This window comes from Aeromicrobium sp. JP4 (genome assembly GCF_054957925.1).
The window spans coordinates 2,382,175-2,401,554 of the sequence record NZ_CM143290.1 but is presented as its reverse complement, the minus strand read 5'-3'; the positions used below and the strand labels follow the sequence as shown (position 1 = coordinate 2,401,554).

Genomic DNA, 19,380 nt, shown 5'->3' with positions numbered 1-19,380 from the left:
GCGAGGGTCAGGCGGTCGGGTCCTCGCGGAGGCGCACGATCGCCTTGCCGGTGTTGGCGCCGGTGAGCAGGCCCGCGAAGGCGTCGGGCATGGCGTCCAGACCGTCCCACGTCGTCTCGCGGTAGGCGAGGTCGCCGTCGCGCAGCCACTGGCCCACCTTCTGCTCGAACTCGGGGCGCAGGCTCTCGTGGTCGCTCACGATGAAGCCGCGCAGCGTGAGGCGCTTGCCCACGGCCTTGAACATGTTGCGCGGACCGCTGGCGTTCGGGTCGTTGTAGCCCGAGATCGAGCCGCACAGCGCCATCCGGCCCCGCTCGTTGATGTGCTCGAGCGCCGCCTCCAGGTGGTCGCCGCCCACGTTGTCGAAGTAGACGTCGAAGCCGTCGGGGAACGCCGCGCCGACCTGGCCCATCACGTCGCCCTCGCGGTAGTTGATGCCGGCGTCGAACTTCAGCTCGTCCACCAGCAGCGCGACCTTCTCGGCCGAGCCGGCGCTGCCGACCACGCGATCGGCTCCGGCGAGGCGGGCGAACTGGCCCACGAGGCTGCCCACGGCGCCGGCCGCGGCCGACACGAACACCGAGTCGCCGGGCTGGAACGCCGCGACGTCGAAGAGGCCCGCGTAGGCGGTCATGCCGGGCATGCCCAGCACGCCGAGGAAGTAGGAGGACGGGAGGCCGTTGAGCTCGACCTTCGTCGCGTACTGGCCGGCCAGCACCGCGTGCTCGCGCCAGCCCAGGCCGTGCCGCACGATGCTGCCGACGGGCAGCGCGTCGGAGCGCGACTCGACGACGACGCCGATGGCCCCGCCGTCGAGGGGGTGGTCGAGCTTGAACGGCGGGACGTAGGACTTCACGTCGTTCATGCGGGGGCGCATGTACGGGTCGACGGTGAGCACGATGTTCTCCACCAACACGTCGCCGTCGCGCAGGTCGCGCAGCTCGCGCTCGACGAACCGGTAGGTCTCGGCTCCCGGCAGGCCGGTGGGGCGCTGGGCCAGATGGATCTCGCGGGTCGTGGTGGTCATGCTCGTCCTCCCGTTCGGGTCGCCGCTGTGCGGCGGTGGTCCGGGCTCGCGTCGACGCGGTCCACCCGGCTCCGGCCATCGTAGGGACCCACCCCGACGTGGTCTCACGGCCGGGCGTCGACGCTCAGACCTACTGTCGAGTCGAACTCGCAGTGACACCTGTCTCACCGGCCGGAAAAGCCCGTCTCACCCCTCGATCCGGACCGGCCCGCGTGGGACACTGACCAGACCATGTCGGGGGATCACAACACCGGGTCCGGATCGGCCACCGCCCACGCCCGCGGTGTCGCCGATCTGCTGCGCCATGCCCAGGAGGTGGCTCTCGAGCTGGAGGCCTCCGCGGCCGCCGAGGCCGAGCGCATCACCACCGAGGCCCGGCGCCTTCAGGCCGAGGCCCACCTGCTCTACGACGATGCCCGCCACGTGCGCGACACCGCCCAGGCCCAGTTGGTCAACGTCACCGAGCAGCTCGACCGCGCGTCCGAGGACGCCGCCACGATCGTCGCCGACGCGAGCGAGCAGGCCACGATGCTGGTGCGCGACGCCGAGGAGCGCCGCGAGGCCGCCGAGCGCGACGCCGAGTCGGCGCTCGCGCAGGCGCGCGAGCGCACCGACGCGATGCTCACCGAGGCCGCGGTCGAGGCTGGCCGTCTCCTCTCCGACGCCCGCGACAAGGCCGACGAGATCACCCGCCGGGCCGAGGAGCGCGCCGCCACCGTGGTGGGCACGGCCGAGGCCGACGCCGAGCGCCGCACCACCGAGGCCGAGGAGTACGTCGAGCGCATCGTCAACGAGGCCGAGCAGCACACCCTCGAGATCTCGCAGGCCGCCACCCGCAACGCCGAGATGGTCGTGGAATTCGCGATCGACGAGGCCGACCGCGCCCGCTCCGAGTCCGAACGGCTGCTGAGCCACGCACGCGAGCAGGCCGAGAGCAGCATCGAGCACGCCCGGGCCGAGTCCGAGCGCACCATCGCGGCCGCCCGGGCCGAGCTCGACGACACCCGCACCACGATCGACCTCCTGGTCGGCAACGGCCGGCTGGAGGCCGAGCGGATGCGCCAGCAGGGCCACCGCGACGCCGCCGCCGTCCTGCGGCGTACGCACCTCGTCGCCGGTGGGCTCGCCGGCCGGATCCGCCAGCGGCTCTCCGCCCAGCTGGCCGAGGCCGAGGCTGCCGCCGCCGACCTGGCCGGGGCCGCCGACGACGTCCTCTCCGACGCCCAGGAGCGCGCCGAGCGGATCCTCGTCGAGGCCGGTCTGGAGGCCACGCGGCTGCGCTCGCAGGCCCAGGCCATGGCCGACGCCACGCAGGAACGGGCCTCCCGCCGCCTGGGCGAGGCCGAGTCGAGTGCCCGCCTGCTGCGCAGCCGGGTCAGCGACGAGGTCCTCACCACCCAGCGCGACGCGCTGCGCGAGAGCAAGGCCCGTCGCGACGAGGCCACCGCCCTGCTCGCGGAGGCGCGCGAGCGCCTGGCGCAGGCCAAGGAGGAGGCCCGCGTCCTCGTGGAGCGGGCCCGCAACGAGGCCGACGCCCTGCTGGTCGCGCGCGACCGCGCGGCCGACGAGCTGGCGCGCCTCTCTGACGTCATCACGGTTCTCTCGGGCCCTGACACCCATCACCCCGGCAACGAGGAGCACCCATCCGCATGACCGAGTCCACCGCCGACTTCCGCATCGTGCTGCGCGGTTTCGACCCCGCCCAGGTCCAGGCCCGCGTCAACGAGCTCGAAGGCGAGATCGAGCACCTCCGCGAGCGTCCCGACAGCGCTCCGGCGCCGGAGGAGCGTCCGCAGGAGCCCGCGTCGTTCGAGCACCTCGGCGAGCGGATGGTCCAGGTCCTGGCCCTCGCGCGCGAGGAGGCCGCCGAGCTGCGCGGGTCCGCCGAGGCGGAGGTGCAGGCCGCACGCGCGGCCGCCCACGAGGAGATCGCCCGTCTCCGCGAGGAGGCCCAGGTGCACGCCGAGGCCACCCGGGCCGACGCCGAGGCCGAGGCGACCCGCACCGTGGAGGACGCCAGGAGCACCGCGGCCGACCTGCTCGACACCGCCGAGCGCGAGGTCGCCACCCGGCGCCACGAGGCCGAGACCCTCGTCGAGCGCCAGCGTGCGAAGGCCGCCGCGGCGAATGCCGACTTCGAGGTGGCCATGGCGGCCCGTCGTGACGCCGCGGAGCAGCAGTTCAACGACGCCGAGGCCGAGCACCGGTCCCGGCTCGACGAGATCGAGCGCCGGGTGAGCGAGCAGCGCGCCGCCGCCGAGGCCGAGCGGGCCGACGCCGAGCGCGAGGCCCGACGCCTGATCGAGGACGCCCAGGCCCGCGCGAACGGCCTCGTCCACGACGCGAAGTCCACGGCCGACCGCATCCGGGCCGAGTCGGAACGAGAAGTTGCCGCCGCGATGCAACGACGCGACAGCATCAACGACCAGCTGGCCAACCTGCGCCAGATGCTGAGCACCCTCACCGGGGGCCCGGCGACCTCCAGGGACGACGCCGCGACGTGAGGCGGGACACCCGTCCCGCCTCCCGACGGCCTGCGGCGTGCTTGTCCCCTCTGAGATGATGGTGACACCATGAGCAGCCCCACTTCCTCCTTCCGGACCGTCATGCGCGGGTACGATCCCGCCGAGGTCGACGCCCACATCGCCACGCTCAAGGAGCACGCGAAAGCCCTGCGCCAGCAGATCGCCGAGGTCGAGGAGCGGCTGGCCTCGGTCACCGAGCCGAACTTCTCCCACCTGGGCGCGCGCGTGGGCCAGATCCTGAGCCTCGCCGAGGAGGAGTCGGCCACGCTGCGCAAGGCCACGGCCAAGGAGATCGAGAAGCAGCGCACCGACGCCGCCGACGCCGTGCGCCGGCTCCGCAAGGAGGCCGACGCCTACGACGTCACCACCCGCCGCGAGGCTGACGAGTACGCCGGCGCCACACGCCGCGAGGCCGACGACTACGCCGAGGCCACCCGCGCCGAGGCGCAGGCCGAGGCCGACCAGGTGCGCAAGCAGGCCCTCGACGAGGCCGCGAAGGTCACCGAGGCCGCGCAGGCCGAGCTCGACCGGATCACGGCAGAGCACCAGCGCGCCGTCGCCGACTTCGAGAAGGACCTCGCCACCCGCAAGGCCGAGGCCGACGCCCAGCGCGTCGAGACCGCGCGCATCGAGCGCGAGCGCACCGACGAGGCCCACCGCCAGGCGATCTCCATCGTCGAGAAGGCCAAGGCCGAGGCCGAGCGCGTCCGCCTCGAGTCCGAGCGCGAGGTCGCCGAGATCGAGCGCCGCCGCGAGAGCATCAACGCGCAGCTCACCAACGTGCGTCGTGCACTGGCCGGTCTGACCGGCGAGGAGGCGCAGGGCGAGCAGGGCGCGCTCTTCGAGGCCTCGAACGACCGCGCCTGATCCGCCGCACGAAATCGTGGCCCGCCCCTCGGGGCGGGCCATTTTCGTACTCGAACGGCTGTCACTTCCGCTCGCAATGAGTCATCATCATCCCCATGGGTCACATCCGTCACATCGGCGCTGCGGCGGCCGTGGCCGTCGTCGTGACGGCGCTCGCCGGGGGCGCCGTGGTCGTGGCCCAGGAGCGCGACGGCGTCCGGACCCGGTCGGAGAGCACCGTGGTGGCGCCGGCCGCGGCCAAGCCGGCGCTGCGGCTGAGCGCCACGCCCCGCACCGTCGACGCCGGCAAGGTCGTCACCTTCCGCGTCCGGACGTCCACGAAGCACCCGCGATCCGTGCGCCTGCAGCGCTGGGACGCGCGACGCAAGGTCTGGCGCAATGCCGCCAGGCGGACCGTGCGCGCCAGCGCCACGATCCGGCTCAAGCCCGCGACCGGCAGCGTCCGCTACCGCGCCGTCGCGCCGCGCGTGAAGCACCGTTCCGGCGGCCGCACCCACGTCCACGCCACCGCACGCACGAAGACCCTCGTCGTCACCGCGCGGGCGGTGAAGCGGACCGTGCCCTCGCGTCCCGCCACGCTGACCGCCGACGAGAAGACGCTGCTGGCGGCAGTGCGGTCGGCCAGGACGACGTACGCGCGCCCCGGGATCCAGGACGCCGCGGATCGCGGCGCCGAGGCCTGCCTCACCGCGTCTGCACGCCGTCACTCCGCCTGGATGGCGTCGCTCGGTCGCGCCGTCGATCCCGGGTCCGCCGAGCACCGAGCAGCCGGCCGGCCCCTGCCGGCCGCCGACTGCCCGGGACGCACCGTCACCGCCGTCACGCGCGCCGTCGGCGGCTCCACCACGGCCGCCGCCGTCCAGGGCTCGGTCGACGCGTGGCTGTCGTCCCCCTACGGCGAGACCGGCCGCCTGCTCTCGGCCTGCCACGACGCCGCCGGCTTCGAGTACGGGATCGCCGCGCCCGTGGTCGGTGACACCCGGTGGCTCACCGTCCTGGTCGCCTCGGACACGGGCGCGACCGCCGGCTCGGGGGCGTGCTGATGGTCGCCCTGCCCGGGACGCAGCCGCGCCTGTCGGAGTACGCCCAGCACGTGGTCCGACGCTTCACGCACGGCCACAACGGCCGGCTCGAGGCCGACGTCCTGCGCCACCGTGACGTCGATGCCTGGTTCGAGGCCCAGCTGTCCCCCGGACGCGATGCGGAGGCCGACGCCACCCTGGCCTGGTTCCCGCACCTCAAGGACTCGCCCGCGGTCGCCTGGCAGAACGCGCGAGACGGGGTCTACGGCGGCTGGCAGTACGGCAACGACCTCGTCCGCCACTCCCTCTGCCGGCGCGTGGTGGCCGCGAACCAGGTGCACGAGGTGATGGTCGACTTCTGGTCGAACCTGCTGCACATCCCGGCGGGCGAGGACTCGAGCTTCCCGTGGCGCATGCACTACGACACCACCGCCATCCGCCCGCACGCGCTCGGGACCTACCGCGCACTGCTGCGCGCCGCGGTGACCCATCCGTCGATGTCGGGCTACCTGTCGAACCACCGCAACACCAAGGCCCAGATCAACGAGAACCTGGGCCGCGAGCTGCTCGAGCTCTACACCGTGGGGCGAGCCGCCGGGTACACCGAGGACGACGTGAAGAGCTCGGCCCGGCTGCTCACGGGGTTCACCGTGGCCGTCGGCAAGGACTACGCCGCCGGTTACGACCCGAGCCGGCACCACGTCGGGGCCGTCACCGTGCTGGGCCAGCGGTTCGAGAACGCCGACGCGGACGGCCGGGCCCAGCTGAACGCCTACCTCGACTGGCTGGCCGGGCGGCCCGAGACCGCCGCACGTATCGCCCGCCGGCTGTGCGTGCGTTTCATCAGCGACGACCCGCCCTCCAGCGCGGTCGACGCCGTGGCCGCCACCTACCTCGACTCGGGCACCGACATCCGGGCGTGCCTGCGCACCCTCGTGCGCCACCCCGGCTTCCGCGCTGCCGCGTTCCGGAAGGCGCGCACCCCCGTCGAGGACGTCCTCGCCACGCAGCGCGCGTGCGACATCGTGCCCACGGGCGCCGGCTCGGGCAGTCACGTCGACTCGTTCAGCTGGCAGTGCAGCTGGACCGGACAGGCGCCGTTCTCCTGGCCACGCCCCGATGGCTCGCCGGAGCAGTCCGACACCTACCTCTCCCCCGCCCGCATGCTGCGCACGTGGACCGCGCACTCCTGGATGGCCAGCACCAACGGCTCGCTGAAGCAGGCGAGGCGCCCGCTCGTGCGCGACCTCATCCCGCCGGTGTGGCCTCTGCCGCTGGAGGACCTCGTGCACCACCAGGCCGTGATGATGACCGGCCGCCGCGCCACCCGCGAGACGGTGAACGGCGCCGCGACGCTGATCGACAAGCCCGCCACCCACGTGTTCTCGAAGTCGTGGGAGCGCGAGACCGACTACCTCGCCTGGATGCTGACGCTGATCCGGACGGCGATCCTCAACGCGCCGGAGGCGATGCTGCGATGACCGACGGCCACGACGACGCCTGCGCCGACTACGGCGTCACCCGCCGCAACCTGCTCAAGTCCGCCGGTCTCATCGGCATGGCCGGCGTGTCCACGGCGATGTTCGGCGACGTGCTGACGTCCACGGCCTACGGCGCCACGAACGGCAACATCCTCGTCGTGCTGTCACTGCGCGGCGGGGCCGACGGCATGTCGATGATGGTGCCCCACGCCGAGCCGGCCTACTACGCCGCGCGGCCGTCCATCGCGGTCAGGAAGGGCGAGCTGTTCCGGCCCGACGCGAGCTTCGGCCTGCACCCGTCGTTCGCGCCGCTCGCGGGCCTGTGGGACAGCGGGAGGATGGCCGCCATCCACGCGGTCGGGCTGCCGACGCCGAACCGCTCGCACTTCGAGGCGATGGAGCTCGTGGAGGACGCCGACCCCGGCTCGTCGGAGCGCATCGGCTGGCTCAACCGCGTGATCGGGTGCTTCACCTCCAACGACGTGTTCGACGGCATCCAGGTGGGCTCCACCGTCATGCCGACGGCGCTGATCGGCCCCGAGCCCTCGTTCGCGACCTCGGACTTCACCTCGCTCTCCGCGCCCTGGGCCGACCACGCGACCCTCGGCCCCCGGATGCGCTCGGTCCTGTCCGACATGTACCGCGACGCCGGGACCGTCATCGGCCGGGCGGGCCAGGAGGCCATCGCGCTCGATCGGCGGACCGGGACGATCGCCGCCGAGGAGAAGAAGGGCCCGCAGAACGGGGCCGTCTACCCGCAGCACAACGAGCTCGGGAAGGCCCTGGCGAGCTCGGCCGCGCTGATCCGCTCCGGCGTCGGGGTGCGTGCGATCGCCGTGGACTTCGGCGGCTGGGACCACCACGTCGACATCTCGTGGCGGATCAGCCGCCAGATCGAGCAGATGTCGCAGTCCATCGCGGCGTTCCTGACCGACCTGGGCCCGCACGCCTCGCGGGTGACGATCGTGACGCTCAGCGAGTTCGGCCGTCGGCTGGGCCAGAACGGAGCGGCCGGGCTCGACCACGGATACGGGAACGCGGTCTTCGCGTTCGGCGCCGGCGTCAGGGGCGGCTACTACGCGAACTGGCCCACGCTCGCGAACGGCAAGCAGGTCGACGGCGACCTCGCCGTGACCACGGACTACCGCAACGTGCTGGGCGAGATCCTGCAGGCGCGCTTCCCCGAGGTGGGCGTCGGGACCGTCTTCCCGGGCCTAAGCCGGACGACCCTGGGCTTCATGTCGCCCCACTGACCGCGGGGCTCAGCGATCAGTTCGGGAACTGGCGCACGCGCCGGCCGCCGATGTCCTCGACGGTGATCGCGATGTGCGTGGACTCGCCCGTCGCTCCCGCCCACGAGCTCGGCAGTCGCGTGCCGAACGACTCCAGCTGCTCGGCCGTGGCCTCCTGCGCGGTTCCGCGCACGATCACGCTCCAGCCGGTCTGGTAGGTGTCGTCGTGGTGATCCGCCTCGAGGACGAACCGCCGATCGACGATCGTGGCGAGCCCGGAGGTGCGGCTCGTGCTGATCAGGATCGTGCCGTCGTCGTACGCGTAGTTGACGGGCAGCAGCTCCAGGCGCTCGCCGGTGTCGAACGCGATCCGCGCGAACCTGCCGACCTTCAGCAGCTCACGGCACTCGTCCTGGTCCAACTCCTGGATCGTTCCGGTGCTCATGAATCCATTGTGCACGTGTGAGCCACGTTACGGTGAGCCCATGAACTCGCTCCGGAGCCCCTGGCTCGCCGCCTTCGGCATCGCCGTCGTGGTGCACCTGGCCCTCGTGCTCGCCGAGGCACAGCCCTGGGACAGCATCACCAAGTGCCTCATAGCCCCCCTCCTCGTGGCCTGGGTCATCGAGCAGCACGGTCCGCGACTCCTCGCGATCGCGCTGGTCCTGTGCCTGTTCGGTGACCTCTTCCTCGAGATCGACGGCCTCTTCATCGCCGGCATGGCGTCCTTCGCCGCGGCGCACGTGTGCTTCGTGACCTTCTTCGTCCGTCGCGGCGCGCTCGACGTGCTGCGCCGCACCGTCTGGATCCCGCTCGCCCTCGCGGCCGGGGCGGTCCTGCTGCTGGCCTGGGTCTGGTCGGGCCTCGAGCCGGGGCTGCGTGGCCCGGTCGTCGTCTACGCCCTGCTGCTCGCCTCGACGGCCGCCACGGCGCTCGCGGTGGATCTTCGGGCCGGGATCGGCGCGTTGCTGTTCCTCTTCAGCGACGGCCTCATCGCGGCGCGAATCGCCGACCGGGTCCCCGAGGACTCCGCCTTCGGCGGCTTCGTCGTCATGCTGACCTACTCGCTCGCCCTGTTCCTCCTCGCGACGGCGATCGTCCAGAAGGAGGCGCGCAGCCGCGCCGCCGGAGGGTTCGATGCGACGCGGGCCACGGACTGCTGGCCGAAGCTCCCGGCGGGGGCGCTGTGAGCACCGTGGAGGCCGCGGGCCTCACCTTCGACCTCGACCTGTTCGGCCCTGAGGACGGCACGCCGGTGGTCCTCCTGCACGGCTGGCCCCAGGACCGTCGCTCGTGGCGCGGTGTCGCCGAGCGTCTCGCCGCCGAGGGACTGCGGGTCGTCGTCCCCGACCAGCGCGGCTACAGCCCGGGAGCGCGTCCTGAGGGGGTCGAGCACTACCGCGCCGAGATCCTCGCCGACGACGTCGTCGCGATCATGGCGGCGCTCGGGCACGAGCGGTTCCACCTCGTCGGCCACGACTGGGGCGCTGCCGTCTCGTGGGTCGTGGCCACGCGCCACGCCCACCGCGTGCTGACCCTGACGGCCGTGTCCGTGCCGCACCTGGCCGCCTACAACGAGGCGCTGGCCGGGGACCCCGACCAGCAGCAGCGCGGCGCGTACATCGGGCTGCTGCGCCGGCCGGGCAAGGCCGAGGAGGTCCTGCTCGAGGACGACGGCGCCCGCCTGCGAGCGATGTACGGCGGCGACGTCGAGCCCGAGGACGAGGCCGCCTACGTCGACAAGCTGGCCGAGCCGGGCGCGCTCACGGCCACCCTGAACTGGTACCGCGCGATGGGCCCCGAGCTCTCCGCGACGCCCGAGGTCACCGTGCCCACCACGTTCGTCTGGGGCGCCACCGACCTGGCGATCGGCCGCTACGGCGCCGAGCGCTGCGGCGACCACGTGAGCGGCGACTACCGCTTCGTCGAGGTCGACAGCGGCCACTGGCTCCCCGACACCCACCCGGACCTGCTCGCCTCGGAGATTCTCGAGCGGGTGCGACGTGCCGGAAACGGCATGATGGACGCATGACGGAGCGCGCAGGACAGCCGGCCGCGGCGGAGGACCTCGTCGACCTGGCCCATCTGGTGACGGCCTACTACACGTTGCGGCCCGACCCCGACGTGGTCGAGCAGCGCGTGGCGTTCGGCACGAGTGGTCACCGTGGGTCGAGCCTGAACACCGCGTTCAACGAGGCCCACATCGCGGCGACGACCCAGGCGATCTGCGACTACCGCTCCCACCAGGGCACCGACGGGCCGCTGTTCATCGGGCGCGACACCCACGCGCTCTCCGAGCCGGCGTGGGCGACGGCGATCGAGGTGCTCGTCGGCAACGACGTCGACGTGCTCGTGGACGACCGCGACGGGTACACGCCCACGCCCGCGGTGTCGCACGCGATCCTGCGTGCCAATCGCGGCAGGACCACCGGCCTGGCCGACGGGATTGTCGTGACGCCGTCGCACAACCCGCCCGCCGACGGAGGCTTCAAGTACAACCCGCCGCACGGTGGTCCCGCCGACAGCGACGCCACGTCCGTCATCGCGGCCCGGGCGAACGAGCTCATCGCCGCGGGCCTCTCGGGCGTGCGCCGCGTCCCCTTCTCCCGCGCCCGCGCCGCCTGCCGCCCCTACGACTTCCTGGGGACGTACGTCGACGACCTCCCGCACGTCGTCGACCTCGAGGCCATCGCGGGCGCCGGCGTGCGGATCGGCGCCGACCCCCTCGGCGGCGCGAGCGTGGCGTACTGGGGCGAGATCGCCGACCGGCACGGGCTCGACCTCACCGTGGTCAACCCGCTCGTGGACGGCACGTTCCGCTTCATGACCCTGGACTGGGACGGCAAGATCCGGATGGACTGCTCGTCGCCCGCCGCCATGGCCTCGCTCATCGAGCAGCGCGACCGGTTCGACGTGGCCACCGGCAACGACGCCGACTCCGACCGGCACGGCATCGTCACCCCCGACGCCGGCCTGATGAATCCCAACCACTTCCTCGCGGTCGCGATCGCCCACCTCTTCGGCGGCAGCCGCCCCGACTGGCCCGCCGGGGCGCGGATCGGCAAGACGCTGGTGTCGTCCTCGATGATCGACCGGGTCGCGCAGGAGATCGGCCGTCCGCTCGTGGAGGTCCCTGTCGGGTTCAAGTGGTTCGTGCCGGGGCTCATCGACGGCTCGTTCGGCTTCGGCGGCGAGGAGTCGGCCGGCGCGTCGTTCCTGCGGCGCGACGGCGGCGTCTGGACGACCGACAAGGACGGCATCATCGCGGCGCTGCTGGCCTCGGAGATCATCGCCACCACCGGGAAGACGCCGAGCGTGCTCTACGGCGAGCTGGTCGAGCGGCACGGCGATCCCGCCTACGCCCGCGTGGACGCCCCCGCCGACCGCGACCAGAAGGCCCGGCTCGGGAACCTGAGCCGCGACGACGTCACGGCCACCGAGCTGGCCGGTGAGCCGATCACGGCGGTGCTGACGGAGGCTCCGGGCAACGGCGCGGCCATCGGCGGCCTGAAGGTCACGACGGAGTCGGCGTGGTTCGCCGCCCGGCCGTCGGGCACCGAGGACGTCTACAAGATCTACGCCGAGTCGTTCCGCGGCGCCGACCACCTGGCCGAGGTGCAGGCCGCGGCGAAGTCGGTGGTCGACGCGGCACTGGCCTCGGACTGACTCAGGCGAACGGCCAGTTGCGGTCGGGGATCGTCAGCCCGCGGCCCAGCTCGTGGGCGCGCTTGTTCCAGTCCATCGTGCGCGCCGCGATCCAGTAGCGCTGCTGCGCCATCAGCATCGTCAGGCTCGACCCGATGGCCTTCTCGAAGCTCTGGCCCATCGTGATCGCGATCTCGCGCGCCGCGCGGGCGTCGTGGGCCGCGTCGTGCGCCTTGTCGAGCCGGACGCCGTAGTGCGCCGCGACGTCGGCCAGCCGGCGCTGTCCCTCACGCTCGCGGTCGATGCCCCAGTCGATGACGAAGGGGTCGACGACGAGCAGCCGGTCCCAGTCGGGCTGGTCGAGGTCGTGGCGGATCGCCTCGGCGCGCAGCAGCGTGAGGTCGAACGAGGCGTTGTAGACGACCAGGCCGATGCGGCGCTCGATCACGTCGTGGACCCAGGCCAGCACGGGCCGCAGCGCCTGCGCCGACATCGGCGCCCGCGCGAGGTCGGAGGCGGTGATGCCGTGGATGTCGGCCGAGGACTCGGGGATCGGCACGCCGGGGTTGACCATGCCCATGAGGTCCCCGCCGACGTCCGACAGCGCGGCGAAGCTCAGGATCCGGTCCTTGTGGGGATCGATTCCCGTGGTCTCGAAGTCGAGGGACGCGAGCGGCTGGCGGTACCAGGCGTTCGGGTCCTCGCGCGGGGGCAGGACGTTCTTGGCGCGCCGTCCCGCGCCGGGACGACCCGGCTCGGACGTGGGACGGGCGGACGCTTCAGGCATGCGGCGGTTCCTCTCGGTGCTCGGTGTTCGACTCTGCCGTCCCCGCCCGCGTCGCCGCGTCCCGTTCCGCCAACTGACCCTCGAGTCGGGAGACCTGGCCCTTGCGACGCCGTGCCGCGGTGATCGTGGCGATCAGGGCGAACGACGCCAGCACGCCCACGAGGGCGCCGAAGAAGGTCGCCCACTGGAAGCCGGGCGCCTCGTTCACCAGCGTGATCCATCCGGCGTCCGACGCACTGTTGTCGCCGAGGCTGATCGACAGGGTGAGCCAGTTCGGCGCCGCCAGCAGCAAGGCCACCAGGAAGACACCGATCTTCCACGGCCACTTCAGGAACGGGCGTCGTACCTGCCACACGACGAGCACCGGGAGGAAGCTGAAGATGAAGCCGTAGAACACACCCCAGAAGATGCCGACGGTCATGCGTCCGTCGACCTGGTTCCCGACGCGTTGGGCCCACCAGCGCGGCAGAGCCGCGGCCAGCAGTCCGTAGACGACGAGAGCCGCCACCACGAGCACGAGCACGACGACGATCCGTCGTACCCAGATCTCGGCCCCGGTCCGAGTCCCGGGACCTTCTGACGGCAGACCTGCGGAACGGGTGTTCGCGGGGTCGGCCATGGCGTCCATTCTCGCACTCCTGGCGGACAGTTCACAGGGGGCTACCCGCTAGGGTTGGCCCGAGCCCATGGTCTTCCTCGTCGCGCTGCACTTTCTCGTTGCAGCGGTCGCCCCTGCGCTCGTCCGCATCGTGGATAGACGGGCTTTCCTCGTCCTCGCGCTCGTCCCGGCGGCCTCGTTCGTGTGGCTCCTGGGGCCAGTCTCGCGCGCCACCGGCGGCGATCCGACGTACGAGCACCGGGCCTGGATTCCCCAGATCGGGCTCGACCTGGACTTCGCCGTGAACTCCCTCAGCGGGATCGTGGCCCTGCTCGTCACGGGCGTCGGCGCCCTCGTGCTCGTCTACTGCGCCTGGTACTTCCGGCCCAAGGACACCGAGATCTGGCGCTTCTCCGGCGTCCTGACCGCCTTCGCCGGCGCGATGCTCGGCCTGGTGCTCGCCGACAACGTCTACGTGCTCTACGTGTTCTGGGAGCTCACGACCGTCCTGTCGTTCCTGCTGATCGGCCACAACCCCGAGCGCCGCGCCAACCGTCGCGCCGCCCTCAACGCGCTCATCGTGACCACGTTCGGCGGCCTGGCGATGCTGGTGGGCCTCGTCGGACTGCACCTGCTGAGCGGCACGGCCCGGCTGAGCGAGATCCTCGCCGACCCGCCCGAGCCGAGCACCGCGGTGACCGCGTCGATCGCGCTGGTCCTGGTGGGCGCGCTCTCCAAGTCGGCCCTGCTGCCGTTCCACTTCTGGCTCCCGGGCGCGATGGCCGCCCCCACCCCCGTCAGCGCCTACCTGCACGCCGCGGCCATGGTCAAGGCCGGCATCTACCTCGTCGCGCTGCTGGCCCCCGCCTTCGCCGAGACTCCGGGGTGGCGCCCGGTGCTGATCGGCCTCGGCGTCGCCACGATGATCCTCGGCGGCCTGCGCGCACTGCGGCAGTACGACGTGAAGCTGCTGCTGGCGTACGGCACGGTCAGCCAGCTGGGCTTCCTCATGGCGGTGGTCGGCGCGGGCACGCGGTCGGCCGCGTTCGCCGGACTGGCCCTGGTCTGCGCGCACGGCCTGTTCAAGTCGGCCCTCTTCCTGGTCGTCGGCGTGATCGACCGCTCGGTCGGCACGCGCGACCTGCGCGAGCTGTCGGGCCTGCGGCAGGCCCGCCCCCTGCTCTTCGTCACCACGGTCGTCGCCGCGGCGTCCATGGCCGGCCTGCCCGTGCTGTTCGGCTTCACCGCGAAGGAGGCGGCCTTCGCGGCCTTCGTCGATCTCGGCCACGACCTCGGCCACCCGGCCTGGGGCCTGGTCGCCCTCGCGGGCATCGTGCTCGGCTCCGTGCTCACCGTGGCGTACAGCGCCCGCTTCGTCTGGGGCACGTTCGCCGACAAGCCCGGCGTCGAGCCGTGCAGGCCGCGCGACTTCTCGCCGTGGTTCGCGGCCGTGCCCGCCGTGCTGGCGGTCCTCAGCCTCGTCGCCGGCCTCGCCGGGCCGTTCCTGACCCCGCGGCTGGCCACCTACTCCGACCAGTTCCCGGTCGGCTCGCACGAGGCGGTGCTGACCCTGTGGCACGGCTTCACGCCGGCCCTGTGGCTGTCGGTCCTCGCCGTCGCGGCCGGCATCGCCCTGTTCGTGTGGCGCCGCCCCGTGGCGGCCGCCCAGCACGCGATCGTCGACCGGCTCCCGTTCCCCGATGCCGAGCGCGCCTACCAGGCCGTCATGCGCGGGGTCGATCGTCTCGCCGTCGAGGTCACCGGCCGCACGCAGCGGGGCTCGCTGCCGGTCTACCTCGGCATCATCCTGGTGACGCTCGTGGTCGTGCCGGGCACCGCGCTCGTGCGCGCGTGGGAGCGACCCGACGTCCGGCTCTCCGACAACCCGCTGCAGATCGTCGTCGGCATCGTGATGATCGCGGCGGCCGTGCTCACCGTCCGGTCGCGACGCCGCCTGCGCGCGGTGCTCCTGCTCGGCGTCACGGGCTACGGCACCTCGATCCTGTTCGTCGCGCACGGCGCCCCCGACCTCGCGCTCACGCAGGTGCTCGTCGAGACGTTCCTGCTCGTCACGTTCGTGCTCGTGCTGCGCCGCCTCCCCCCGTTCTTCAGCGACCGGCCGTTCAACATCGCCCGCTGGTGGCGCGTCGGCGTCGGCACGGCCGTGGGTCTGTCGGTGGCCGGCTTCGCGTTCGTCGCCACCAACGCCCGCACCGCCACCCCCATCTCCGCGGGCTGGGCCGAGCCGGCCTACGAGTACGGCGGGGGCAAGAACATCGTCAACGTGGCCCTGGTCGACATCCGGGCCTGGGACACCATCGGCGAGCTGAGCGTCCTCGTGGTCGCCGCGACGGGCATCGCCAGCCTGATCTTCCTGCTGACCGATCGCGCCGGACGCCAGGTGCGCCCGCGCCGCGTGGTCACCACCGACTCCAACGCCTGGCTCGCGGCCAACCTCCACGACCAGCGCCGCTCGATCGTGTTCGAGATCGTCACCCGGCTGGTCTTCCACACGGTGATCGTGTTCTCGGTCTACCTGATGATCTCGGGCCACAACTCCCCCGGCGGCGGCTTCGCCGGTGGTCTCATCGCCGGGCTCGCGCTGATGATCCGCTACCTCGCCGGCGGTCGCGAGGAGCTCGACAACGCCGCGCCCGTCGACGCCGGATTCGTGCTGGGCCTGGGCCTCGCGGTCGCCGCCCTCTCCGGACTGCTGCCCACGTTGCTCGGCGGCGGCGTCCTGCAGAGCGCCATCATCGACGTCCCGATCCCCGTGCTCGGCGAGCTGCACCTGGTCACCTCGGTCTTCTTCGACATCGGCGTGTACCTCGTCGTCGTCGGCCTCGCCCTCGACGTCCTGCGCAGCCTCGGCAGTGGCATCGACGCCCACATTGAGGACGAGGACGCCGGCCCGCCCGACCCCCGGAAGGACCAGGTGCCGGCGTGACAGCGAACCTGATGCTCATCGTCGTCGTCGGTGTCCTCGTGGGCAGCGGCGTCACGCTCGTGCTCGAGCGCAGCCTGACCCGCATCCTCGTGGGCTTCGTCCTCATCGGCAACGGCCTCAACGTGCTGTTCCTCGTGGTCTCCGGACCCGCCGGGGCGGCGCCGATCCTGGGCCTGTCCGGTGACCCGATGGCCGACCCGCTGCCGCAGGTGATGGCGCTGACGGCGATCGTGATCACCCTGGGCACCACCGCGTTCGGGCTGGCCCTGGCCTACCGGGCATGGCAGCTGACCGGCACCGACGACGTGCAGGACGACGTCGAGGACGACCTGATCCGCCGGCGCGCCGAGCGCGACGAGGTCTCGGCCACCTTCGACGAGGCCGACTCCGAGCTTCCCGACGAGGGCTACGCGGGCGACTCCACGCTCGCGCCCGAGGACGACGAGGTGCCCGCATGAGCGAGAGCCTGCTGGACCAGCTGGTCCTCGCCCCCGTGATCCTGCCCCTGCTGGGCGCGGGCCTGTGCCTCGCGTTCGGCCGGTTCGCCGGGGCCCAGCGCGTCATCAGCATCCTCACACTGCTGGCCGTCGTGGCCTCGGCCACCGTGCTCCTGGTCCGCGCGGACCAGCACGGCCCGCAGGCGTTCAACGTGGGAGGCTGGCCCGCCGAGATCGGCATCAGCCTCGTCGCCGATCGACTCAGCTCCCTGCTGCTGCTGATCTCGACGATCGTCACCTTGTGCGTGCTGCTGTACTCGATCGGCCAGGGCATCGTGGAGTTCGGCCGCGACACCCCGCTCTCGGTCTTCTACCCCACGTTCCTGGTGCTGAGCGCCGGCGTGTCCAACGCCTTCCTCTCGGCCGACCTGTTCAACCTGTTCGTGGGCTTCGAGATCCTGCTGGCGTCGTCGTACGTGCTCATCACGCTGGGCGGCACCGAGGCACGCGTGCGCTCGGGAACGATCTACATCATCGTGAGCCTGGCCTCGTCGGCCCTGTTCCTCATCGCGATCGCCTGCGTCTACGCCGCCACCGGCACGGTGAACTTCGCCCAGCTCGCGCTGCGTCTGCAGGACCTGCCCGACAGCACCGCCACGATGCTGCAGCTGCTGCTCCTGCTGACCTTCGCGGTCAAGGCGGCGGTGTTCCCGCTGTCGGCGTGGCTCCCCGACTCCTATCCGACCGCCCCGGCGCCGGTCACGGCCGTGTTCGCCGGCCTGCTGACCAAGGTCGGCGTCTACGCGATGCTGCGCACCCAGACGCTGATGTTCCCGACGCACGAGCTGCGCACGATCCTGCTGTGGGCCTCGGTGCTGACGATGGTGGTGGGCATCATGGGCGCGGTCGCCCAGTCGGACATCAAACGTGTGCTGTCGTTCACCCTGGTCAGCCACATCGGCTACATGCTCTTCGGCATCGCCCTGGGCAGCGAGCTCGGCGTGGCCGGCGCGATCTTCTACATCATCCACCACATCACGGTGCAGACCACGCTCTTCCTGGTCGCCGGGCTGGTGGAGTACCGGTCCGGGACGACGAACCTCGACCGGCTCGGCGGGCTGGCCCGCTACGCACCGGTGCTGTCCGTCATGTTCTTCGTCCCGGCCATGAACCTGGCCGGCATCCCGCCGTTCTCGGGCTTCCTGGGCAAGCTGGCGCTGCTCGAGGCAGGCGCGGAGGCGGGCGACTGGCTCGCCCTGCTCGGCGTCGCGGCCGCGGTGGCCACGAGCCTGCTCACGCTGTACGCCGTCGCGAAGATCTGGAACCGCGCCTTCTGGCAGCCGCTGGCCGACCCCGAGGATGACACCCCGGTGCCGTTCGGCCCGGCCGGCCTCGGTGGCTCGCTGCACGGCCGCAGCGGCGTCTCCACCGCCACCCAGCGCGAGACCACCTGGAAGACCGACACCGAGGGCGAGCGACTGCCCGCCCGCATGGCACTCCCCACGATCGCGCTCGGCGTGGTCACCGTCGCCCTGACGGTGTTCGCCGGCCCGCTCTTCGCGATGACCGAGCGCGCCGCCGACGAGCTGCACGAGCGCACCCCCTACATCGAGGCGGTGCTGGGCGATGGCTGACCGCACGCGGGGACTGCACCCCTGGCACGTCCCGGTGATCCTGTGGCTCACGGTCGTGTGGCTGCTGCTGTGGGGCGAGCTCACCCCCATCAACCTCATCGGCGGGCTGCTCGTGAGCGCGATCATCGTCTTGGTGTTCCCGTTCCCGCGCGTGTCGGTGAACGGCACGATCCGGCCGTGGGCCTCCGTGGTGCTGGTGGCGCGATTCCTCGCCGACCTGAGCGTCGCGAGCTTCAACGTGGCCTGGCTCGCCGTCCGCCCGAAGGCGCCGCCGCCCAGCGCGGTGCTGCGGATCGACCTCGTCAGCCACTCCGAGCTGCGGCAGACCCTCACCGGCGAGCTGGTCTCCCTGGTGCCCGGCTCGCTGCTCATCGAGCTCGACTCCGAGGGTCGGCGGATGTGGCTGCACGTGCTGGACGCCGGCAGCCCGGAGCGCATCGAGAGCGCCCGCCGCAAGGCCCGGCTGCAGGAGCACCGCCTGCTCAAGGCCATCGGCACCGAGGCCGAGATCAGCGAGAGCGAACGTCGACTCCTCGAGGAGCACGCATGAACTTCGTCGGAATCGTCTGTGCCGTCCTGCTGGGCCTCACGGGCCTGCTGTGCCTGGTCCGCATCGTCCGCGGCCCCACGATGCTCGACCGCACTGTCGCGTCGGACGTGTTCGTGGCGGCGTGCGTCGGCGCGATCGGCGTCGAGGCGGCGATCGGGCGCCACAACACCACCCTGCCGATCCTCGTGGCCCTCGCGCTCGTGGCGTTCCTCGGCTCGGTCAGCATCGCGCGCTACGCCGCGCAGGCGTCGGGCGGTGGTCAGTGATGGACTGGACCCTCGTCGCCGACGTCCTCTCCGGCACGTTCCTGATCCTGGGCGCCTCGTTCGCACTGGTCGCCGCCATCGGCGTGGTGCGCTTCCCCGACGTGCTCACCCGGATGCACGCGGCCACGAAGCCGCAGACCTTCGGGCTGCTGCTCATCCTGGCCGGGCTCGCCCTGCGGATCGAGAGCCTGGGCGATCTCACCCTCGTCGCGGTCGTGGCGCTGTTCCAGCTGCTGACGGCGCCGGTGTCGGCGCACATGGTCGGACGTGCCGCCTTCCGGGCCGATCAGGTCGACCGCGAGGCACTGGTCGTCGACGAGGGCGATTGACTCTGGGCAGCGGCCCCTGCGACCCCTAGAGTG

General features: G+C 72.2%; 19 protein-coding genes. 15 read left to right on the top strand and 4 right to left on the bottom strand.

All coding sequences use genetic code 11. The annotated features are described in order from the left end of the window. Nucleotides 1-7: 7 nt before the first annotated feature. Nucleotides 8-1,027, bottom strand: a complete 1,020-nt coding sequence (locus ACY1JX_RS11755; protein ID WP_462564076.1) for an NADP-dependent oxidoreductase — start codon at nt 1,025-1,027, stop codon at nt 8-10. Between the two features lie 231 nt (nt 1,028-1,258). Here ACY1JX_RS11755 and ACY1JX_RS11750 point away from each other — a divergent pair, with 231 nt between their 5' ends. The 6 genes from ACY1JX_RS11750 to ACY1JX_RS11725 all read left to right on the top strand — a co-directional run bounded on the left by ACY1JX_RS11750 (nt 1,259) and on the right by ACY1JX_RS11725 (nt 8,175). Continuing rightward, nucleotides 1,259-2,680, top strand: a complete 1,422-nt coding sequence (locus tag ACY1JX_RS11750) for a hypothetical protein (protein WP_462564075.1) — start codon at nt 1,259-1,261, stop codon at nt 2,678-2,680. Further along, on the top strand, nt 2,677-3,531 hold the full coding sequence (locus ACY1JX_RS11745) for a hypothetical protein (protein ID WP_462564074.1): 855 nt from the start codon (nt 2,677-2,679) through the stop codon (nt 3,529-3,531). The genes ACY1JX_RS11750 and ACY1JX_RS11745 overlap by 4 nt, the downstream gene beginning before the upstream one ends. A 69-nt stretch (nt 3,532-3,600) precedes the next feature. Continuing rightward, nucleotides 3,601-4,419: a DivIVA domain-containing protein gene (locus tag ACY1JX_RS11740; protein WP_462564073.1), complete on the top strand. Its 819-nt coding sequence runs from the start codon at nt 3,601-3,603 to the stop codon at nt 4,417-4,419. 95 nt (nt 4,420-4,514) lie between these two features. Next, nucleotides 4,515-5,462, top strand: coding sequence for a hypothetical protein (locus tag ACY1JX_RS11735; RefSeq protein WP_462564072.1), 948 nt, complete (start codon nt 4,515-4,517; stop codon nt 5,460-5,462). Beyond that, a complete protein-coding gene (locus tag ACY1JX_RS11730; protein ID WP_462564071.1) occupies nt 5,402-6,922 on the top strand; it encodes a DUF1800 domain-containing protein in 1,521 nt (506 codons plus the stop codon). The genes ACY1JX_RS11735 and ACY1JX_RS11730 overlap by 61 nt, the downstream gene beginning before the upstream one ends. Then, a complete protein-coding gene (locus ACY1JX_RS11725; RefSeq protein ID WP_462564070.1) occupies nt 6,919-8,175 on the top strand; it encodes a DUF1501 domain-containing protein in 1,257 nt (418 codons plus the stop codon). Before ACY1JX_RS11730 ends, ACY1JX_RS11725 begins: the two co-directional genes overlap by 4 nt. Nucleotides 8,176-8,191: 16 nt before the next feature. On the opposite strand, the gene ACY1JX_RS11720 is transcribed toward ACY1JX_RS11725, so the two are convergent. Further along, nucleotides 8,192-8,599: a pyridoxamine 5'-phosphate oxidase family protein gene (locus ACY1JX_RS11720; RefSeq protein ID WP_181753051.1), complete on the bottom strand. Its 408-nt coding sequence runs from the start codon at nt 8,597-8,599 to the stop codon at nt 8,192-8,194. Nucleotides 8,600-8,639: 40 nt separating this feature from the next. On the opposite strand from ACY1JX_RS11720, the gene ACY1JX_RS11715 reads away from it, so the two are divergent. The 3 genes from ACY1JX_RS11715 to pgm are packed head-to-tail and all read left to right on the top strand — an operon-like array spanning nt 8,640 to nt 11,820. Then, nucleotides 8,640-9,344 carry a lysoplasmalogenase family protein gene (locus ACY1JX_RS11715; protein ID WP_181753053.1) on the top strand — a complete coding sequence of 235 codons (705 nt, stop codon included), beginning with the start codon at nt 8,640-8,642 and terminating at the stop codon, nt 9,342-9,344. Further along, nucleotides 9,341-10,186 carry an alpha/beta fold hydrolase gene (locus ACY1JX_RS11710; protein ID WP_462564069.1) on the top strand — a complete coding sequence of 282 codons (846 nt, stop codon included), beginning with the start codon at nt 9,341-9,343 and terminating at the stop codon, nt 10,184-10,186. Before ACY1JX_RS11715 ends, ACY1JX_RS11710 begins: the two co-directional genes overlap by 4 nt. Further along, nucleotides 10,183-11,820, top strand: a complete 1,638-nt coding sequence (gene pgm, locus ACY1JX_RS11705; protein WP_462564068.1) for a phosphoglucomutase (alpha-D-glucose-1,6-bisphosphate-dependent) — start codon at nt 10,183-10,185, stop codon at nt 11,818-11,820. The genes ACY1JX_RS11710 and pgm overlap by 4 nt, the downstream gene beginning before the upstream one ends. A 1-nt stretch (nt 11,821) precedes the next feature. Here pgm and ACY1JX_RS11700 read toward each other — a convergent pair whose 3' ends face one another. Continuing rightward, nucleotides 11,822-12,586 carry an exonuclease domain-containing protein gene (locus tag ACY1JX_RS11700; RefSeq protein ID WP_286931044.1) on the bottom strand — a complete coding sequence of 255 codons (765 nt, stop codon included), beginning with the start codon at nt 12,584-12,586 and terminating at the stop codon, nt 11,822-11,824. Beyond that, nucleotides 12,579-13,205 carry a hypothetical protein gene (locus ACY1JX_RS11695; RefSeq protein WP_181753061.1) on the bottom strand — a complete coding sequence of 209 codons (627 nt, stop codon included), beginning with the start codon at nt 13,203-13,205 and terminating at the stop codon, nt 12,579-12,581. Before ACY1JX_RS11695 ends, ACY1JX_RS11700 begins: the two co-directional genes overlap by 8 nt. Before the next feature lie 67 nt (nt 13,206-13,272). On the opposite strand from ACY1JX_RS11695, the gene ACY1JX_RS11690 reads away from it, so the two are divergent. The 6 genes from ACY1JX_RS11690 to mnhG are packed head-to-tail and all read left to right on the top strand — an operon-like array spanning nt 13,273 to nt 19,347. Continuing rightward, nucleotides 13,273-16,131, top strand: a complete 2,859-nt coding sequence (locus tag ACY1JX_RS11690) for a Na+/H+ antiporter subunit A (RefSeq protein ID WP_462564067.1) — start codon at nt 13,273-13,275, stop codon at nt 16,129-16,131. Beyond that, nucleotides 16,128-16,589, top strand: a complete 462-nt coding sequence (locus ACY1JX_RS11685; protein ID WP_286931042.1) for a Na(+)/H(+) antiporter subunit C — start codon at nt 16,128-16,130, stop codon at nt 16,587-16,589. The genes ACY1JX_RS11690 and ACY1JX_RS11685 overlap by 4 nt, the downstream gene beginning before the upstream one ends. Further along, on the top strand, nt 16,586-18,202 hold the full coding sequence (locus ACY1JX_RS11680) for a Na+/H+ antiporter subunit D (protein WP_462564066.1): 1,617 nt from the start codon (nt 16,586-16,588) through the stop codon (nt 18,200-18,202). Before ACY1JX_RS11685 ends, ACY1JX_RS11680 begins: the two co-directional genes overlap by 4 nt. Next, nucleotides 18,195-18,752: a Na+/H+ antiporter subunit E gene (locus ACY1JX_RS11675; RefSeq protein WP_462564065.1), complete on the top strand. Its 558-nt coding sequence runs from the start codon at nt 18,195-18,197 to the stop codon at nt 18,750-18,752. Before ACY1JX_RS11680 ends, ACY1JX_RS11675 begins: the two co-directional genes overlap by 8 nt. Next, entirely contained in the window at nt 18,749-19,018 is a 270-nt protein-coding gene (locus tag ACY1JX_RS11670; RefSeq protein ID WP_181753066.1) for a monovalent cation/H+ antiporter complex subunit F, read from the top strand. The genes ACY1JX_RS11675 and ACY1JX_RS11670 overlap by 4 nt, the downstream gene beginning before the upstream one ends. Beyond that, nucleotides 19,018-19,347, top strand: a complete 330-nt coding sequence (gene mnhG / locus ACY1JX_RS11665; protein ID WP_181753068.1) for a monovalent cation/H(+) antiporter subunit G — start codon at nt 19,018-19,020, stop codon at nt 19,345-19,347. Before ACY1JX_RS11670 ends, mnhG begins: the two co-directional genes overlap by 1 nt. The last annotated feature ends 33 nt before the right edge of the window (nt 19,348-19,380 follow it).

What these genes read in the sequence shown, in the direction of transcription:
- ACY1JX_RS11750 (WP_462564075.1), top strand. Translation starts at nt 1,259, where the DNA reads ATGTCGGGGGATCACAACACCGGGTCCGGATCGGCCACCGCCCACGCC.
- ACY1JX_RS11675 (WP_462564065.1), top strand. Translation starts at nt 18,195, where the DNA reads ATGGCTGACCGCACGCGGGGACTGCACCCCTGGCACGTCCCGGTGATC.
- ACY1JX_RS11725 (WP_462564070.1), top strand. Translation starts at nt 6,919, where the DNA reads ATGACCGACGGCCACGACGACGCCTGCGCCGACTACGGCGTCACCCGC.
- ACY1JX_RS11690 (WP_462564067.1), top strand. Translation starts at nt 13,273, where the DNA reads ATGGTCTTCCTCGTCGCGCTGCACTTTCTCGTTGCAGCGGTCGCCCCT.
- ACY1JX_RS11755 (WP_462564076.1), bottom strand. Translation starts at nt 1,027, where the DNA reads ATGACCACCACGACCCGCGAGATCCATCTGGCCCAGCGCCCCACCGGC.
- ACY1JX_RS11745 (WP_462564074.1), top strand. Translation starts at nt 2,677, where the DNA reads ATGACCGAGTCCACCGCCGACTTCCGCATCGTGCTGCGCGGTTTCGAC.
- ACY1JX_RS11695 (WP_181753061.1), bottom strand. Translation starts at nt 13,205, where the DNA reads ATGGCCGACCCCGCGAACACCCGTTCCGCAGGTCTGCCGTCAGAAGGT.
- ACY1JX_RS11735 (WP_462564072.1), top strand. Translation starts at nt 4,515, where the DNA reads ATGGGTCACATCCGTCACATCGGCGCTGCGGCGGCCGTGGCCGTCGTC.
- pgm (WP_462564068.1), top strand. Translation starts at nt 10,183, where the DNA reads ATGACGGAGCGCGCAGGACAGCCGGCCGCGGCGGAGGACCTCGTCGAC.
- ACY1JX_RS11715 (WP_181753053.1), top strand. Translation starts at nt 8,640, where the DNA reads ATGAACTCGCTCCGGAGCCCCTGGCTCGCCGCCTTCGGCATCGCCGTC.
- ACY1JX_RS11740 (WP_462564073.1), top strand. Translation starts at nt 3,601, where the DNA reads ATGAGCAGCCCCACTTCCTCCTTCCGGACCGTCATGCGCGGGTACGAT.
- ACY1JX_RS11680 (WP_462564066.1), top strand. Translation starts at nt 16,586, where the DNA reads ATGAGCGAGAGCCTGCTGGACCAGCTGGTCCTCGCCCCCGTGATCCTG.
- ACY1JX_RS11700 (WP_286931044.1), bottom strand. Translation starts at nt 12,586, where the DNA reads ATGCCTGAAGCGTCCGCCCGTCCCACGTCCGAGCCGGGTCGTCCCGGC.
- ACY1JX_RS11720 (WP_181753051.1), bottom strand. Translation starts at nt 8,599, where the DNA reads ATGAGCACCGGAACGATCCAGGAGTTGGACCAGGACGAGTGCCGTGAG.
- mnhG (WP_181753068.1), top strand. Translation starts at nt 19,018, where the DNA reads ATGGACTGGACCCTCGTCGCCGACGTCCTCTCCGGCACGTTCCTGATC.
- ACY1JX_RS11670 (WP_181753066.1), top strand. Translation starts at nt 18,749, where the DNA reads ATGAACTTCGTCGGAATCGTCTGTGCCGTCCTGCTGGGCCTCACGGGC.